The organism is Leuconostoc falkenbergense (genome assembly GCF_045801155.1).
Lineage (GTDB): Bacteria > Bacillota > Bacilli > Lactobacillales > Lactobacillaceae > Leuconostoc > Leuconostoc falkenbergense.
In genome coordinates this window covers 597,618-614,475 of the sequence record NZ_CP174386.1, presented here as the reverse complement: position 1 = coordinate 614,475, position 16,858 = coordinate 597,618, and the positions used below count along the sequence as shown (strand labels likewise).

14 protein-coding genes and 1 other annotated feature (1 of these 15 running past the window's edge) are annotated in these 16,858 nt (G+C 39.2%); of the genes, 3 read left to right on the top strand and 11 right to left on the bottom strand.

Features of this window, described 5'->3' with window-relative positions; translation table 11 throughout:
- Positions 1-300: a binding site (T-box leader), on the bottom strand (it extends 34 nt beyond the left edge of the window).
- A 35-nt stretch (positions 301-335) separates the two neighbouring features.
- The 4 genes from mreD to ACI3ES_RS03025 all read right to left on the bottom strand — a co-directional run bounded on the left by mreD (position 336) and on the right by ACI3ES_RS03025 (position 3,103).
- A complete protein-coding gene (mreD, locus tag ACI3ES_RS03040) occupies positions 336-863 on the bottom strand; it encodes a rod shape-determining protein MreD (protein WP_114666489.1) in 528 nt (175 codons plus the stop codon).
- Positions 863-1,720 (bottom strand): rod shape-determining protein MreC, encoded by an 858-nt coding sequence (mreC, locus tag ACI3ES_RS03035; protein WP_004914316.1) that lies wholly within the window; start codon positions 1,718-1,720, stop codon positions 863-865. Before mreC ends, mreD begins: the two co-directional genes overlap by 1 nt.
- A 113-nt stretch (positions 1,721-1,833) precedes the next feature.
- On the bottom strand, positions 1,834-2,841 hold the full coding sequence (locus ACI3ES_RS03030; RefSeq protein ID WP_004914314.1) for a rod shape-determining protein: 1,008 nt from the start codon (positions 2,839-2,841) through the stop codon (positions 1,834-1,836).
- Positions 2,842-2,929: 88 nt separating this feature from the next.
- On the bottom strand, positions 2,930-3,103 hold the full coding sequence (locus ACI3ES_RS03025; RefSeq protein ID WP_004914310.1) for a hypothetical protein: 174 nt from the start codon (positions 3,101-3,103) through the stop codon (positions 2,930-2,932).
- 163 nt (positions 3,104-3,266) lie between these two features.
- Between ACI3ES_RS03025 and ACI3ES_RS03020 the strand changes: the two genes are divergently transcribed.
- Together ACI3ES_RS03020 and ACI3ES_RS03015 are read left to right on the top strand one after the other, a co-directional pair.
- The gene (locus ACI3ES_RS03020; RefSeq protein WP_036067736.1) at positions 3,267-5,312 is read left to right on the top strand and encodes an ATP-dependent Clp protease ATP-binding subunit; all 2,046 of its coding nucleotides are present in this window, start codon (positions 3,267-3,269) and stop codon (positions 5,310-5,312) included.
- A 67-nt stretch (positions 5,313-5,379) separates the two neighbouring features.
- Positions 5,380-6,072 (top strand): MucBP domain-containing protein, encoded by a 693-nt coding sequence (locus tag ACI3ES_RS03015; RefSeq protein ID WP_114666488.1) that lies wholly within the window; start codon positions 5,380-5,382, stop codon positions 6,070-6,072.
- Positions 6,073-6,110: 38 nt separating this feature from the next.
- Here the strand turns inward: ACI3ES_RS03015 and ACI3ES_RS03010 are convergent, their stop codons facing one another.
- The 4 genes from ACI3ES_RS03010 to pcrA are packed head-to-tail and all read right to left on the bottom strand — an operon-like array spanning position 6,111 to position 12,038.
- Positions 6,111-7,253, bottom strand: coding sequence for a CamS family sex pheromone protein (locus ACI3ES_RS03010; protein ID WP_004914301.1), 1,143 nt, complete (start codon positions 7,251-7,253; stop codon positions 6,111-6,113).
- A complete protein-coding gene (ligA, locus tag ACI3ES_RS03005; RefSeq protein ID WP_114666487.1) occupies positions 7,250-9,295 on the bottom strand; it encodes an NAD-dependent DNA ligase LigA in 2,046 nt (681 codons plus the stop codon). The genes ACI3ES_RS03010 and ligA overlap by 4 nt, the downstream gene beginning before the upstream one ends.
- Positions 9,296-9,303: 8 nt before the next feature.
- Positions 9,304-9,792: an AAA family ATPase gene (locus ACI3ES_RS03000; protein WP_114666486.1), complete on the bottom strand. Its 489-nt coding sequence runs from the start codon at positions 9,790-9,792 to the stop codon at positions 9,304-9,306.
- Entirely contained in the window at positions 9,789-12,038 is a 2,250-nt protein-coding gene (gene pcrA, locus ACI3ES_RS02995; RefSeq protein ID WP_407632020.1) for a DNA helicase PcrA, read from the bottom strand. The genes ACI3ES_RS03000 and pcrA overlap by 4 nt, the downstream gene beginning before the upstream one ends.
- Before the next feature lie 174 nt (positions 12,039-12,212).
- Between pcrA and ACI3ES_RS02990 the strand changes: the two genes are divergently transcribed.
- The gene (locus ACI3ES_RS02990) at positions 12,213-12,719 is read left to right on the top strand and encodes a GNAT family N-acetyltransferase (protein WP_114666695.1); all 507 of its coding nucleotides are present in this window, start codon (positions 12,213-12,215) and stop codon (positions 12,717-12,719) included.
- Between the two features lie 30 nt (positions 12,720-12,749).
- Here the strand turns inward: ACI3ES_RS02990 and ACI3ES_RS02985 are convergent, their stop codons facing one another.
- Genes ACI3ES_RS02985 through cydD form a run of 3 tightly spaced genes read right to left on the bottom strand, consistent with a single transcriptional unit; the run spans position 12,750 to position 16,827 of the window.
- A complete protein-coding gene (locus ACI3ES_RS02985; protein WP_142511267.1) occupies positions 12,750-13,382 on the bottom strand; it encodes a glycoside hydrolase family 73 protein in 633 nt (210 codons plus the stop codon).
- Positions 13,382-15,103, bottom strand: coding sequence for a thiol reductant ABC exporter subunit CydC (gene cydC, locus ACI3ES_RS02980; RefSeq protein WP_114666483.1), 1,722 nt, complete (start codon positions 15,101-15,103; stop codon positions 13,382-13,384). The genes ACI3ES_RS02985 and cydC overlap by 1 nt, the downstream gene beginning before the upstream one ends.
- The gene (cydD, locus tag ACI3ES_RS02975; protein WP_114666482.1) at positions 15,100-16,827 is read right to left on the bottom strand and encodes a thiol reductant ABC exporter subunit CydD; all 1,728 of its coding nucleotides are present in this window, start codon (positions 16,825-16,827) and stop codon (positions 15,100-15,102) included. The genes cydC and cydD overlap by 4 nt, the downstream gene beginning before the upstream one ends.
- Positions 16,828-16,858 lie beyond the last annotated feature (31 nt).

Genomic DNA, 16,858 nt, shown 5'->3' with positions numbered 1-16,858 from the left:
TTAAGTTTTGTTCACACAAAACTTCTCAATCAGTCAATCTACCACTAAACAAAAACACCCTCCAAATACAATTAGTATTCAGAGGGCGTTTATCGCGGTACCACCTCTTGGTCATGTTACCATCGCTGTCAACATCTCAATCAGTCAAAGACTGTATGCAATAACGGGCATCACCGGCATGACCTACTCAATTCAATCACTCACTCGCGAATGTGGTTCATCAATCATAGTTACTTGCTCACACCAACCGCAAACTCTCTTCATACTATGAAAAATTACTCTTTCGCTCAACGTTTTATTATATGTTTCTAAGTATACTAGGATTTTCTAATTTGTCAACGTAAGAATTGAAAAAAAGACCAAATCGGATAATAAACTACTGCTGCTAGTCCCACATTCAAGAATACTGTTGGCAACACTTCATACATCAAGAACGTCAACAAGCTAATATTAGCTAACCCAATGATAAAACCGGCCAAGTAACTAATAAAAAGATACACCACTAAACCAGCCAAATAGAGAAATAGGCCACTGAGCAACCTTTCGTCTAAAACACGATGAAGTTGTTTCATAACTGCAACTGCCACCAAGAAAGCACATGTATAAGTACCAAAAATACCAGTATAATACATATCAAATAAAATACCAACGAGCGTGACGTAAAACCATAATGGCAATTCATTATCAACATCAAATTGCACACCAAGAAACGCCCATCCGAGTGTCAAGGTCGGTAAAACATGCCAAGGAAAATGCGTCAATATGCCACCTAGTCCTGACATTAAAGTGCCATCAATAAATAAGGTAAGTACAAACAACACAGGATAAATGACACGTAATCTTGTTAGCTGCCAAAAAGCCATTAATTTGCTCCAATCTGAGAAATTGCAACCATCACCGTTGTGACGTTACCTAAGTCAGCTGCCGGTTCAATATAAATTTTCTTTGACAAACCATAATCATCAGTACTGACTTTAGCAACCTTCCCCACGTACAAACCAGCGGGGATAACACCACCCAATCCAGATGTCTCAACTAAGTCACCTTTTTTAATTTTATTATCAGATGTTACCTGCCCCATGATCAGTTGATTTTTTTCGCGATTAAAGCTTGTCACAATCCCGTTAACATCACCATTGTCACCTTTAATTGTGATAGCAAACCGATTGGCATCAGAACTCGTATCAGAAATTAAGGCTACTTTCGAATTAGTCGTATTAACTTCACTAATACGGCCAATAATACCAGCACCCGCAAGAACCGGCATACCTTTTTTTAGGCCAGCGTTTGAGCCTTGATTAATGACAAGCTGTGACTGCCAAGTAGTTGGAGAACGGCTGATTGTCACAGCAGATATTGTTTTATAATCTGTTAATGTTGCTTTTAACTTTAACTGCTCTTTAAGAGATTTATTTTCTTCTTGCACAGTTTGAAGTCTAACTTTATCTTGTGCAAAAGCGTCTATTTTTGCTTTTAAAGCTTTATTTTCTTCAAAAGTATCAAGCAAGTTACCGATACTATTAGCTGTCCGCCCAATTGCAGTAGTAGGAACAGCGATAACACGACTGACACCCCCAGCTAAATCATTCCCAAACCGTTGCAAAAAAGGGGGCGTGTTTGTGCGCTTAGCCCACCAGTTAGATCCTGCTATTAAGCTAACAATCACAATAATGCCAACAATTAATGTGACAACTGTACGTGATGAAAATATTTTTTTCATGTTTTTCCCCAAAACGTGAAGTAGCAGTATATGCCACTAATCGCAAATAACGTCTATTTCTGAAAATATAAAAGCGTAGCGCAAGCGCCACGCTCTAGAATACAAAATTAAAATTAACTTTGTCGCATGACATCAATTGACTTTAATGCCTCTCCAGTGCCAATAGCCACGGCATCTAATGGCTCGTTGGCAATTAAAACAGGTACTTTGGTCGCTTCCTGAATAATTTTATCCATGTCACGCAATAAAGCCCCACCGCCAGTCAAAACCATACCGTGATCAATAACATCAGCTGCAAGTTCAGGTTGTGTTGATTCTAATGTTTCACGAATAGCTGCAACGATTTCTTGTACTGGCTCTTGAATAGCGGCAGCAACATCTTCCGCCGTTACATCAATCGTTTTTGGCAGTCCTGTCAATAAATCACGACCGCGTACCGTTGCATTTGGTAAAGTTCTCGCCAAATCCAGCGAAGCAGCACCAATTTCAATTTTTAAACGCTCGGCAGTTGGTTCACCAATGGTGACATTATATTTATTGCGGACAAAATTGGCGATAGCTTCATCTAACTTGTCGCCAGCAATACGAATTGAACGGCTTGATACAATGCCACCAAGAGAAATTGTAGCCACATCTGTTGTACCGCCACCCATGTCAACAACCATGGAACCAGTTGGATCCATGACGGGCAATCCAGCACCAACTGCTGCTGCAAAGGGTTCTTCAATGACGTAGGCATCACGGGCACCAGCAACACGTGCTGCATCAATCACGGCGCGTCGTTCAACAGCTGTCACACCCGAAGGTACACCAATAGTGACGTATGGCTTACCAATACGACCGCCAAGGGCTTTTTGCAAATAATAACGAATCATAGCAACTGTGGTGTCATAGTCAGCAATAACACCATCACGCATCGGACGAATCGCTGCAATACTAGCTGGCGTACGACCTAACATGTCTTTTGCCTCTGAACCAACTGCAACTACTTCGTTTGTTTGAGTGTTACGCGCGACAACTGAAGGCTCACGCAAAACGATGCCACGACCTTCAATATATACATATGTGTTTGCGGTACCTAAATCAATACCGACATTGCGTTGTCCAAATGAAAATGCCACGTTACTGCCCCTTTAATTGCCATTTAAAATAATATTATTTTTTACTTAACTTATAATATTGTAGCATAAAAAACTTGCTTTTCGTATACTAATTTGCACGGACATATGTCACCTGGCCATGAGCATGTGCAATACCTCGAATCGCGTTTTGATACGCAAATGAGGCCCATGCCTTTTGAAACGCCGGAAAGTTTTCTGGGTTAATTTTAATTTCATTTATTTTGCCATCACGCAAATCATTCAATGCTATTGTGTAATCCATGTTTCACCTCAATTATAATTGTAACACGATTTATTTTTAGCACTCATTCGTATTGAGTGCTAATTAGTTGAACCTTTTTGTTTTCTTTATGATATAATAATCTTATAACCTATGAAAGGAGAGTATGGCTTTGAATCACACACGAGCCATACGCATAGTAAATATGGCACAACAAGATCCCTTTGGTTTTAATAACTTAGACGACATGTTCCGGGCTATGAACGAACAAATGGCTCAGGTTCAAGGTCAACAAAATACACAATCGAAAAAAAATAAAAATAGCAAACGTCAATTACTTGATGAATATGGCATTAACTTGACACAACAAGCTCGTGATGGCAAGCTCGATCCTGTTATCGGACGTGGCAATGAAGTGTCACGCACAATTGAAATTTTAAACCGACGTACAAAAAATAATCCAGTTCTTATTGGTGAACCCGGCGTTGGTAAAACCGCAGTTGTAGAAGGTTTAGCATTAGCTATTGTCGCTGGTAAAGTTCCCGATAAGCTCCAACAAAAAGAAGTTATCCGTCTCGATATGTCAGCTTTAGTTCAAGGCACGAGCATGCGTGGTCAATTTGAAGCAAGAATGCGTCAATTGATGAAAGAAGTGACAGACAATGATGATGTCATTCTATTCATTGATGAAATTCACGAAATTATGGGCGCTGGTAATGCGGAGGGCGGAATGGATGCTGGTAATATTCTAAAGCCAGCTCTTGCTCGTGGCGAGTTTCAATTGATTGGCGCCACAACTTTAAACGAATACCGTAAAATTGAAAAGGATGGCGCAATCGCCCGTCGTTTTCAACCTGTTCAAGTTGAAGAACCAACTAAGGAAGAAACACTCACAATTTTGCAAGGAATTCGCCAACGATACCAAGATTATCACCACGTCATTTATACAGATGACGCTTTGAAAGCGGCTGTTGATTTATCAGATCGTTACATTCCTGAACGATTTTTGCCGGACAAGGCCATTGACTTGATTGATGAAGCTGGTTCACGCAAAAACTTAACTATGAATGTTGCCGATCCACAAACGATTCAAGGTAAAATTGACGCTGCTGATCGTTTCAAGCAAGAAGCAATTGACAAGGAAGACTTTGAAAAAGCTAGTTATTGGCGAGACCAAGTTAATCAACTCGAGTCTCAAAAAGCCCAAGTTGAAGCGCATCCAGAAATGTCAAAACCACAAAACATTGACGAGAAAGATATTTTAGACATCATCGAGGAAAAAACAGATATCCCCGTTGGTGAATTGAAAGAAAATGAAGCTAATCAATTACAAGACTTGGACAAAAATTTGTCCGAGCATGTGGTTGGTCAAGAAAATGCTGTTGAAACTGTTGCTAAAGCAGTGCGTCGAAACAGAATTGGTTTGACAAAATCTGGTCGCCCAATTGGATCATTTTTATTTGTTGGTCCAACTGGCGTGGGTAAAACTGAAACTGCTAAACAACTTGCCAAAGAAATGTTTGGTAGTGAAGATGCAATGATTCGTTTTGATATGTCAGAATACATGGAAAAACACACTGCATCTAAAATGATTGGCGCTCCCGCAGGGTATGTTGGTTATGAGGAAGCTGGGCAGCTCACTGAGCAGGTCCGTCGTCACCCTTATTCACTAGTGCTGTTTGACGAAGTTGAGAAAGCCCATCCCGATATTATGAATATGTTCCTGCAAATTCTGGATGATGGTCGTTTGACGGACGCTCAAGGCCATGTTGTTAGCTTTAAAGATACAATTGTTATTATGACATCCAATGCCGGTTCAACAGATACAGGTAACTCACCAGTCGGATTTGCACAAGTGGATAATCAGAATCGACTAATGCAGCGACTAGAAAATTATTTTAGGCCGGAATTTTTGAACCGTTTTGATGATATCGTTGAATTCCAACCACTATCCCAGGCACATTTGCTAAAAATCGTTGATTTATTGTTGGACAATATGAATGATAATTTATCAGAAAACGGTCTCCACATCGAAGTCAGTGAGTCTGCGAAAAAGCAATTGGTATCTTTGGGCTACGATCCTTCAATGGGTGCTCGTCCGTTGCGTCGAGTGTTACAAGACAAAATTGCCGATGGTATTGCTGACTATTATTTGGCTCATCCAACTGTCCATCAGTTATTTGCTGACTGGCAAGATGGATCCTTTATCATTAGTGAAGTTCAAAACGAACCAGCTCAAGTTGAAAAGTAATAATGAAGACCTGCGGGTCTTTTTTTGTTTGTGATATAATGGTGACATATTCAAAGGGGATTCTTCTATGGCAAATACTGCACCCGTATGGGTTTACGATAAAGATATTGCAACGGGCGAACTGTTACAGGAACCGCGTCGATTAGACGGGGAATCTGGTACTGATTACCATGTTTCACCGGCTGCGATTAAACAATATGAATATGTTGATAACTCTGGTCAATTAACGGGCGTTTTTGGTAATTTACCACAAACATCAGTCTTATATTATCGTCCTAATGACTGGCGAGCTGTACATCGTATTGATATGTTTGTAGAAACGTTAACCAAACTGCCTGTTTATCCAACCCCTAGTGATCTTAGTCCAATTATCACCACAATTTCACCCAAAGAATTTTGGAATACTCATCTTCGTGTCATTACCAGTAATGGTCAATTCTGGTATCAAATTGGTGATCATCATTGGCTCAGATACGATTCAAGTCAAATGGCTCTTTCAGATAACGCGCCAGATCAAGCAAACGTCAACTATTTCAATAATCCTGAAAAAGTTGAGAGTGATCAACCTAACGCCATTGTTAACTTTTTACCAGGGCAATCAACGGAAGTTTTCGAATCACCATATGGATTGCCTGTTGGCAGTGTTCTAGATGGTGACTTTGTGGCTATCTCAGATGAGTTGCACGATGCCAACGGTGTCGTTTGGTTAAAATTAGCTACTAAAGGCTGGATAAACGGTGTGTATATTGATCGATTATAAAAAGAAGCAAAGTGAATGTCCTTTGCTTCTTTTTATAATCAATCTAATAATGTTGTTGTAAATGTTTTTTCACCAGACTTGCGAATCAAAATCGCCTGCATTTCATTGGCTGTCTGTACAATGATTTTAATTGGCACATTGCTTGGCAAATACTTCAAAGCTGATTGTGAAATATAAGTTGTGAAACTTTCAATTTCGGTTTGACTATAAAATTGCGTTGTGACGTTGACTGTCATGCTTGACAACGTACCATTCTTAAAGTCAGCAACAGCGGTTGCTCCTGCAATATTCGGGAAAAAGTTGGCAACGTCATTTTTAAAATTAGCAAATCCTGTGTTAGCATCCGAACCCAATTTAGAAGTATCAGTTGACTCTTTTGGCAATACAATTGATTGATCGTTAATATCGGACCATTTCTCAATTGTTGTCCCTTTATCACTCGTTGTCTGTGCGTAGAAACTACCTGGTGCAAGTGAATCTGTTTGTGAATTAGCATACATGGCAATCACGATTGGCGTATCATCACTAACACCTTTTTGTTCACGAACTTGCTTTAAAATCTGTGGCGCAATTTTTTTACCGTAAGCAATACGGTCCGCTTCAGATATATTTTGCGTGTAGGTGGCACCATACTGTTCTTTTTGGTATTCATCTTGTGTATTCATTGCAACACCAATGATCATACCTGATAACTTCAAACTATTACCATCCTTGACCATAAAGTCTTGTTCCGTCAATGTTTGCACATAAATTGGGTTGCGTGAACTATCGGTTTTACCATTATCCTCAGGGTTAAGGCCAATGGTATCACTACTACTTTTGCGTCCCAATAAATCTGTCACCAGAGATGAACCCAAGTATTGTCCTTCTTGAAAAATATAACGACTGGGTTTAAAGTGGTCTTTTGCCAAATCTAGTAATGATGATTCAAAATTTTTAACATCCAGACTATTCGGCTCAGAAGAAGCAGTAATGCCTCGTGCGGCGCTCACTAAATATCGACCATTCTTAATAACTGTTTGGTACTCACCGGGTGTACTTTGTGTAATCTGTACCCCACTAGTTTTTTTAGTCGTTGTCGGTGTGACCCGATTGGCATTAAAAAAATATAATGCGCCAACCGCCACCCCCAAGACTACCACCGCAATTATCATATAAATTCGGAAACTAATGCGTTTCATGACTTGTTATCCTCTTTTAACTGTGCATCAACAAATGCTTGTTCTGTCCAAACCGTGACACCCAGTTCGTTTGCTTTCTCTAACTTACTACCAGCAGCACCACCGGCGATGAGTAAATCAGTTTTTGCCGAAACAGACCCGGCGACACTAGCACCATGATCTTGCAACCACTTAGTCGCAACGGGACGACTACTCTGTTCTAGTTTACCAGTTAATACAACCTTTTTGCCATAAAAAAATGAATTTTCGTCAATTTCGACCCCAGATGAATAAATTTGATTGACACCTGCTTCAGTTAACTCTTGCTGAAGTTGATCTGCAGCGGGCATGCTGAAGTATTGTACTAATGACTGAGCAATGGTTTCACCAATGCCTGGAATGGCTGAAATTTCATCAACATCCGCATTTGCTATTGCTGTGAGTGTTTTGAATTTTTCAGCAATTAGGCGTGCCGCTTTAGCACCAACCATACGAATGCCTAATCCAAACAACAAACGCTCTAACGAATTATTTTTCGATTGAGCAATTGCATTGATTAAATTTGCCGCAGATTTTTCCTTGAATTTGTCTAATGTCAACAGTTGAGACAATTCCAACCGGTAAATTGAAGCAACGTCTTTAATATATCCTGCTTTCAATAGTTGACCGATAACACGTGGCCCCATACCATCAATATTCATCGCATTGCGCGACGCAAAATGCGTTAACCCTTCTTGAATTTGAGCTGAACAAAATGGATTGATGCATCGCAAAGCAACTTCACCTTCAATATGAACTAATTCCGATCGACAAGCTGGACAAAAAGTGGGGATTTCATAGATGGTACTATCAACTGGTCGCTTATCTACTATCACTTGCCCGATTTCTGGAATGATATCACCGGCTTTGTGAAGTGTTACAGTATCACCGATTCGCACCCCTTTTTCATTCAAATAATCAGGATTATGTAAGCTAGCACGTTGCACTGTTGTCCCCGCTAACTGAACTGGATCCATCACAGCAGTTGGTGTCACTGCGCCAGTGCGGCCAACTGTCCATTCAATGTCTCTAACAACTGTCAGTGCTTCTTCTGGCGGAAACTTATAAGCAATTGCCCAACGAGGAATTTTAACCGTATTGCCTAAATCAATTTGCAAATCTAATTGATTAACTTTAACAACAACACCATCAATACCATATGCCAACTCATCACGTTTAGCAGTGTACTCTGAAATATAGTCAGCAATATCTGCCATTTTTTCTATCACACGGTTTTGGTGATTGGTGGGTAAACCAAGTGATACAAAACGCGCCAAAGCGCCACTTTGAGTTGTAGCACCCAAAACTTCCGGTTCAGCGGTGTAATAAACAAAGGCCGACAATTCACGTGATTTCGTGATACCAACATCTAATTGACGTAATGACCCTGCTGCCGCGTTCCGTGGGTTTGCAAAAGGTTCTAATCCATCAGCTTCTCGTTGCAAATTCAACTTAGCAAAACTTTTTTTCGGCATATAAATTTCACCACGTACCTCAATGGTTAGTGGCTCTGTTAGCGTTTGTGGCACTGATTTAATTGTTTTCACATTGCGTGTGACATCTTCACCAACAACACCATTACCTCGTGTTGAGGCCTGTACCAGTTTACCTTGTTCGTAGGTGAGCGCCACTGCTAAACCGTCAATTTTGAGCTCCAAATTGTACGCTGATTGAAACCCTAATGATTTGGTCGTGCGCACATCCCACTCCTCGAGTTCTGCCAAACTAAAGACATCCCCTAGTGACAACATCGGTGCTGGATGGGTAACTTTTGCTAGATCAGATTTGGTGTCAGCACCTCCAACATTTTGTGTTGGTGAATCCGGCGTCATAAATTGAGGAAATACGCTTTCCAGCGCAACAAGCCGTGCGTATAAAGCATCATAGATATGATCTTCAACCAAAGGCTCATCGTTTTCATAATAGGCAACACCATAATTGATTAATTGTGTCTGTAAATGAGCAATTTCTTGCTGCGCTGTCTCTGTTGTCATTTTTTCAATTGGTGTAAATTCTGGTAACATCTCATACCTCACTGATGATTAATTCGTTGCATGATAACTGCGATAGCTTGTTTCAGAGTAGTCGTTTGATTAAAGATTATTCCGTTTGACAATCCAAGATAATCTTTTTTTCGATACCACTTGGCAACATCTGACTCTGTAAATGATACAAATTTTTTTGTTCGATGACGATTAATCGTTTCTGGCAACGTCAAATCATAATAGACGGGTATAACAACGTCAAACTTTTTTAAAGCAGATTGTAACATTTCTTGATATACATCTTGCCGTAAAATACCTTCCAAAATCACAATGTCCACATGCAAACGACCAAATTCAATTAATTCGGCCATCAAATTAATGGCTAAATTGCCTGCATGATCATCAACTTGTAGCATTTGTCGGCGAACAATATCTTGTGAAATTAGAAAACTATTATCACACTGGTCATGTAAAGCTTGTGCTAACGTGGTTTTACCACTTCCAGAATTGCCTCTAATAATGATAAATGTTGTCATTCGACACGTGTAATTGGTGCGAAAGCGGCCAAAAGTTGCTTAACCCCTTCAGAAGGAAAAGCGACTTTCAATTCTTGATCTTGGGCGTCTCCGGAAACGGCGACCACTGTCCCAATGCCCCATTTTTTGTGTGATACTTTATCGCCAGCTCGCCATGGCGTTTTATCCGCCCCAGTCGTACCTGATGTCGTTTTTGTTACAGGACTTGCTTTATAGGTTGTTGCCGTTGCACGCTGCGTACGATTGTCAAACGGTAAATGGCGGTCTAAAGTAGTAGAACTATTAAATCCACTATTAACCATGTCGAGTAGTTCAGGAGATATTTCATCAATGAAACGCGACGCTTCATTAGATTGTGTACGACCATAAAGCAAGCGTGAATAAGCGTTTGTTAAGAACAACTTTTTCATTGCACGTGTAATACCCACATAAGCCAACCTGCGTTCTTCTTCAAGTTGATTGTCATCCATCATTGAACGCGATAGCGGGAAAATACCTTCTTCCATGCCGACAAGAAATACCACAGGAAATTCCAAACCTTTGGCAGCGTGTAATGTCATTAGTGTCACTGCGCCATCACCTTCTTCAAAATCATCTAAATCGCTCATCAGAGCAGTTGAGCCAAGAAAATCTGTCATTGGATCAACTGAATCAGGATCATCTGTATTATATTTAGCATCAAACTCTTTGGTAACTGACAAGAACTCCTCCAAGTTTTCTAAACGTCCTTGACTTTCCGGATCATTTTTTTCTGCTAACATTTTGCGATAACCGGAGGTCGTCATTGCCATTTCTGCTAATTCAGTAACATTCAAGAACTCAGCTTGTTGACGAAGATTGTGCATCATTTCAGCAAAACTAATCAACTTAGAAGCGGCTTTTGCTGTAATTTCGGGCGCTAGTTCAATATTTTCAATGGCACCCATATAGGACAAATCCATACGATTGGCAAAAGCACGTAAACGATTAATTGAAGTTGCGCCAATGCCTCGTTTGGGTTCATTCACGATACGTTCAAACGCAGCATTATCTGATGGATTGGTGATTAAATTCATATACGACATAATGTCTAAAATTTCTTTACGCTCGTAGAATTTATGCCCACCTACCATCGTATATGGCATATTAGCTTTAACTAAAGCTTCTTCAATGCCTCGTGATTGGGCATTGGTACGATACAAAACAGCAAAATCACTGTACGCCATTTGTTCCGTTTGTCGCATTTTTTGAATATTTGATAAAACAAAATTAGCCTCGTCACGTTCACTTTGTGCACGATAATAAGTTATTTCGTCGCCTTTGCCATTTTCAGTCCATAAGTTTTTGTCAATGCGCTCATTATTGTTGTTAATAACAGCATTGGCGGCGTCCAAAATATTTTGTGTCGACCGATAATTTTGCTCTAACATGACGGTATGCGCATCAGGATAATCTTTCTCAAAATTTAAAATATTATTCATATTAGCGCCACGCCAGCCATAAATGGACTGATCTGCATCACCGACTACTGCTAAATTACGTGATCTTTTGGCTAACATATTAACAATTGTATATTGCGCATCATTTGTATCTTGGTACTCATCGACGTGTAAATACTCAAATTGATTTTGATATTTTGACAATACATCTGGTACTTGGTTGAACAAATCGATTGTCAGCATAATCAAATCATCAAAGTCCACACTTTGCGCACGACGTAATTCAGATTGATAGGCAGCATAAACTTCTGCGACAGTTTCTTCGTAAACATTGCCGGCTTGTTTTGCATATGCTTTAGGTGTCAACATATCATTTTTGGCATTGGAAATCGTCCCTAAAATTGTTCTGGGATCATATTGGTTTGTGTCAAGATTTAAATCATTAATCACTCTTTTGAGCAAAGTACGCTGCGCACTAGTATCAACAATGGTGAAATTACGTGATAAGCCAATATTTTCACCATCACGTCGCAAAATTCGTACTGCTAAGGCATGAAATGTTGAGACCCAAATTTCTTTTGCCACTTCAGCATCAACAAGTTGGGCAATTCTTTCACGCATTTCTCGTGCTGCTTTATTAGTAAACGTAATTGCCAAAATGCGCCAAGGATAAATATTTAAATCTTGTATGAGATGTGCAATACGATGTGTCAACACACGCGTTTTTCCCGAGCCAGCACCAGCCATAATCAATAATGGTCCCTGTGTCGTTTGTACTGCTTCTGATTGTCGATCATTCATTCCTGAAACAAGTGTTTCTAATGGCATATTGTTGTCCTTTATCTGTAAATTAGCTCTTTCTATTTTACCACCAATAGGCCGATATCTCTATTCACTGGATCAGGATTTTTTTTTACCCGTTATGATAAAATATCAAATTGTGTTAAACTATGAGTGACCAAATCCTATTTTATGGACAAAACAAAAGAAAGTGTATCAAAAATGAAACTTAGACCATTAGAGAAAAGAGATTTACCCTATATTTATGAACAGGAAAATTCTCGTCGCGTCATGGCACTTTGGTTTGAGGAACCTTATTCTTCATTTGACGAACTACAAATTTTATATGATCGTCATATTTTAGATCAAACTGAACGTCGCTTTGTTATTGAGGATAACGAATCGTTCATTGGTGTCGTCGAATTAATGGATATCGACACGCTTCATCGTCATACTGAAATTCAAATTATTATACATAGTAAATATCAGGGCCATGGTTATGCACAAAGTGCGATGAAAGCCGGCATTGAATATGCCTTCACAGTGCTTAATATGCACAAAGTCTATCTGTATGTCGATGTCAAAAACGCAGCAGCTGTTCATATTTATAAAAAAATTGGTTTTATCGCTGAGGGAACCTTGCGAGAACATTTCTTTGCCGAAGGTCGCTACCATGATAGTCTCATGATGGGTATTTTTAAATCAGAATTTGAAAAATCAACAAAATAAAAACTAACAATTACAAAAATTGTTAGTTTTTTATTTTGTGGGCACATCAAATCGATCGAGATGCCACGTTTGAATGATTGTAATTAATTTTTTGGCATAGGAAGGATCGGTCGCATAGCCATCTTGCGTCAAAGCTTGTGCAGCAGTAGCATAGTCCTTTGCCGCCAAAACGTGTTGATATTGGTTTGTATTCCAACTAGTCCCACGATACAAGAGCATCGCGTGAGCTTTCATACTCTCTTGCCAACTACTGTAAGCAGCAAAACGCCCTTGAATCGTGATCCACTGCCCATTTTCATATTCTTTAGTTGGCAATACCACACTTTTTTGTCCTGCGTCTGCCTTGATGCCGTATAAATTATGATATTGAGTTGCTAATGTACTTGTATTCCAATTGGATTCTAAAATGGCTTGCGCAATACTAATTGAGGCAATGACATGATATTTTTCTTGCAATTCACGCGCATACGGTGCTAATTGATTAATCCAAGCAGCTTTTTGAGCATGGTCAGCATCCTCTGATTGTGTTTGTTGCCGTTGATAAATAACCGTCTCTGAAACCATAGAGGCAACGACCACCAAAGCAAAAAGGCCACCGATTAACCATAATAATCGTTGTTGGCGCAGTTTTTTTTTGGATTTACGACGCTTTTTCTTTGCCATTAATATTGATCCATTAGTAGTAGTTGCTTAAATCTTTCTGATTCATCACGAAGAAGTGATGGTTTACCCGACAAAACAAATTTGCCTGCTTCTAAAAAGTATACTTTATCAACATTTTCAATACCTGTCAAATGATGTGTTACCCAAATAATCGTACGATCTTGTAAAACTGAAAAGATTTGTGTCAAGACATCATGTTCAGTTTTTGGATCAAGAGATACTGTTGGCTCATCCAAAACAACAATAGGTGCTGCCTGCAATAAAATACGCGCCAAGGCAAATCGTTGCTGTTCACCACCTGAAAATCGAGCGCCAGCTTCACGCATTTGTGTGTGATATCCCTCTGGCAAAGCGTCAATTAGCGGTTGTAAACCAGCTTGTTTGATGGCCTCTGCTACTGCATCATCAGAAGCATGAATATTACCCATGCGCACATTATTCAATATTGTTGAATCAAATAAATAAGCTTGTTGATCCAAAACAGCTACCAATTCTGACATTTTTGGCTGTAATTGGCTAACTGGCTGACCACCAATAGTAACTTCGCCTTGATTTGGATTGATATCGCCTGCCAGCAGTTTTAATATAGTTGTTTTACCAGCACCAGAACGGCCCAATAATGCAATTTTTTCGCCTGATGTTATTGTCAAATCTAAATGATCAATTATTGTTTTATCAGCATAAGCAAACGTTACTTTATCAAATTTTACTACCGTATTTTTAGGAATTGGTGCACTTTCAATCTTTTTAACTGCGGGCAACTGATTCAAGCGTGTCATACTATCTTCATAAACCGATGCTTCACTAACGCCTTGATTAACACCAACAAAACTATCAACCAATGGGAATATTGCTAATGTGAAAGCTGCGATATAGTTGACCAAATCACGATCATTAGCAAATTGATTGCCCGCCCAAATCAATGTTGTAATCGTCAATAATAATACCAACATTTGAATTAAGAAATCACGCCACCACCCAAATTTCATACTTTTATTTTTAACATTAGCTAATTCTGACATCACTTTGCCCTGCCGAGAGACCAAATCAGCTTGTCTACCCGAAAGCACCCAGTCCTGTAATCCCAAAATAGCATCCGTCGCTTCAGTATATAGTTGATTCTGTAAAGCTTTTTGACGGCGCACACCATTGTAATTCCATTTTAAGCTTAGCAAAGGAATCACGATTAAAATAACAGCCAGTATAAAAAACCACCACAACATAAATTGCCAATTAACAACGCCAAATCCAATGCTGACAAAAATATACAACATGATGCCAGCACCGAGTGGAAACAGTGTTCTGAGATAAAGATTTTGCAATCGATCTAAATCATCAGCTAACAAACTAAGTATATCACCCGTCTGCATACGACCACGAATGCTACCTGCTGTGCTCGCAACACTCTCATAAAGTCGTCGCCTTGTTTTTGATACAATACGTAATACCCAATTGTGTGACACCAAACGTTGCGCATAGCGAAAGACTGGCCTTGCAATACCAAAAGCACGCGTTAATACGATAGGCACATAAATAATTAAAATATTTTCAGGATGTTGTGCCGACCTTGAAATTAAGAATCCAGAGACAAACATCAAAGCGCCTGCTGCAAAAGTAGTCATGAAGTTTAAAAATATTGACCAAAACAAACCAGATTTTTGTTGCCGCAAAAATGGCATAATCCAATGATCATTTTGAAGTAACTTTTGAATTTTTTTCATACCAATTTACCTCGATACAATTCATGACGTAGGTGATTAAGCGCACTATTTTCATCGGCTAACAATGTTTTAGGCTCACCAGTTTCAACAATTTGACCATTTGCCATCACTAAAACATAATCCATTTGATCTAACCAATGTAGACGATGTGTCGCAAAGAAAACTAAGTGATTTGCTAAAATTGGTGCCATGGTTTGTTTTAATTCAACTTCAGTTTCAATATCCAAATGAGCAGTTGGTTCGTCAAAAAGCAACACTTTTCGTTGAGGATCAAGTAACATTCGCGCTAACGCTACGCGCTGCGCTTGCCCACCAGATAGCTGACGACCACTCTCACCTATCATTGTATCGAGTCCATCCGGCATTTCACGAACCAAAGAAGACAGTCCTGCCCGTTCAATAGCTGATTCAACCGTCACATCATCCGTATTTGGTGTATAAAATTTAATATTATCACGTAAAGAAGCATGAAAAATATAGGGAGATTGTGGCATGTAGAAAAACTGTTTTTGCCAATTCTGCTGGGTCAGGTGTGACAATGTTTGACCATTCACAATAATTGAACCTTCATTTGGCTGCAAAAAACCGCCCAAAAGCTTCAATAGCGTTGATTTTCCTGAACCACTCTCCCCGACAATCGCAATTTTTTGATATCCTTTTGCACTGACGTTAATGTTTGTTAGTGTTGGTACCGTATCGTATGAAAAAGCAACATCAGCCAAATTTAATTCAGAATTCGTTTGCCACGTTGCCAGTGTCAACAAATCTTGTTCCGGAACACTTGGCATATCAATAACCGTTAATACGTCAGTCAGAGCATTTTTGCCGTTTAAGGTTGCATGATAATCATCTGCAAAGTTACGTAGTGGCAAAAAATATTCTGGTGCCAAAATTAAAATAGATAGTGCCGGCAAGAGTGTCATCTTACCATTCATAAGATCAAAACCCAAAAACACGGCCACAATTGCAATAGAAAGTGTGGTAAAAAAGTCTAATGCAAATGTAGAAGTGATTGCTATGCGGAGTGTCCGCATTGTCGTCTTACGATAATCCTCTGAAATGTTATAAATTTCTGACCCATAAGATTGTGATAAACCAAGCTGCTTCAATGTTGGCAAACCACGTAAAGCATCCACAAAACGATTATTTAAATTTTTAAAATTAGCAAACTCAGCATCCGCTTTACTCTGTGCAGCTAAACCAAGAATAATGAAAAATAAAATTACCACCGGAAAAATTAATAATAAAAATAACCCTTGTTCCCATTTTAAGAAAAAAATGTAAAGTAAAATCAACCATGGAATAATACTCAAATCAAAAACTTTAATCAACAACAATTGAAAATAATTTTTGACATTGTCTAAGCCAGCGCCAAGTGTTGTAACCGCATTTCCGGTACCTGATTTTGTAATGACACTTGGCCCAATTTCCGCGTACTTTGCCAGTAATTGTACACGATAAGACTCGACCGCCTGATCTGAAAAGTGGGCCATCAATGAATTTTTAAAAACGACCAGCAATTGCCGAACTAAAAAAGCAATCGCAAAAGCAAGCACTTGATTCACCACACTTGTGATACCATTACCTTGCCATAAAGCAACAAGAACTTTGGCAAGAAAAATACCCTGAAACAATATTGCAAATGCTTGTAATCCTGTAAATACAACCAAAGTTGCCAATATTTTTATAATGCCCGGCACGGCAAACAATCTTTTATCTATCATCTACTATCTATTGTTTGCTGAAAATTCAATT

What these genes read in the sequence shown, in the direction of transcription:
- mreC (WP_004914316.1), bottom strand. Translation starts at nt 1,720, where the DNA reads ATGAAAAAAATATTTTCATCACGTACAGTTGTCACATTAATTGTTGGC.
- pcrA (WP_407632020.1), bottom strand. Translation starts at nt 12,038, where the DNA reads ATGCCATTAGAAACACTTGTTTCAGGAATGAATGATCGACAATCAGAA.
- ACI3ES_RS02990 (WP_114666695.1), top strand. Translation starts at nt 12,213, where the DNA reads ATGAAACTTAGACCATTAGAGAAAAGAGATTTACCCTATATTTATGAA.
- mreD (WP_114666489.1), bottom strand. Translation starts at nt 863, where the DNA reads ATGGCTTTTTGGCAGCTAACAAGATTACGTGTCATTTATCCTGTGTTG.
- cydD (WP_114666482.1), bottom strand. Translation starts at nt 16,827, where the DNA reads ATGATAGATAAAAGATTGTTTGCCGTGCCGGGCATTATAAAAATATTG.
- ACI3ES_RS03010 (WP_004914301.1), bottom strand. Translation starts at nt 7,253, where the DNA reads ATGAAACGCATTAGTTTCCGAATTTATATGATAATTGCGGTGGTAGTC.
- ACI3ES_RS03000 (WP_114666486.1), bottom strand. Translation starts at nt 9,792, where the DNA reads ATGACAACATTTATCATTATTAGAGGCAATTCTGGAAGTGGTAAAACC.
- ACI3ES_RS02985 (WP_142511267.1), bottom strand. Translation starts at nt 13,382, where the DNA reads ATGGCAAAGAAAAAGCGTCGTAAATCCAAAAAAAAACTGCGCCAACAA.
- cydC (WP_114666483.1), bottom strand. Translation starts at nt 15,103, where the DNA reads ATGAAAAAAATTCAAAAGTTACTTCAAAATGATCATTGGATTATGCCA.
- ACI3ES_RS03025 (WP_004914310.1), bottom strand. Translation starts at nt 3,103, where the DNA reads ATGGATTACACAATAGCATTGAATGATTTGCGTGATGGCAAAATAAAT.
- ligA (WP_114666487.1), bottom strand. Translation starts at nt 9,295, where the DNA reads ATGTTACCAGAATTTACACCAATTGAAAAAATGACAACAGAGACAGCG.
- ACI3ES_RS03020 (WP_036067736.1), top strand. Translation starts at nt 3,267, where the DNA reads ATGGCACAACAAGATCCCTTTGGTTTTAATAACTTAGACGACATGTTC.
- ACI3ES_RS03015 (WP_114666488.1), top strand. Translation starts at nt 5,380, where the DNA reads ATGGCAAATACTGCACCCGTATGGGTTTACGATAAAGATATTGCAACG.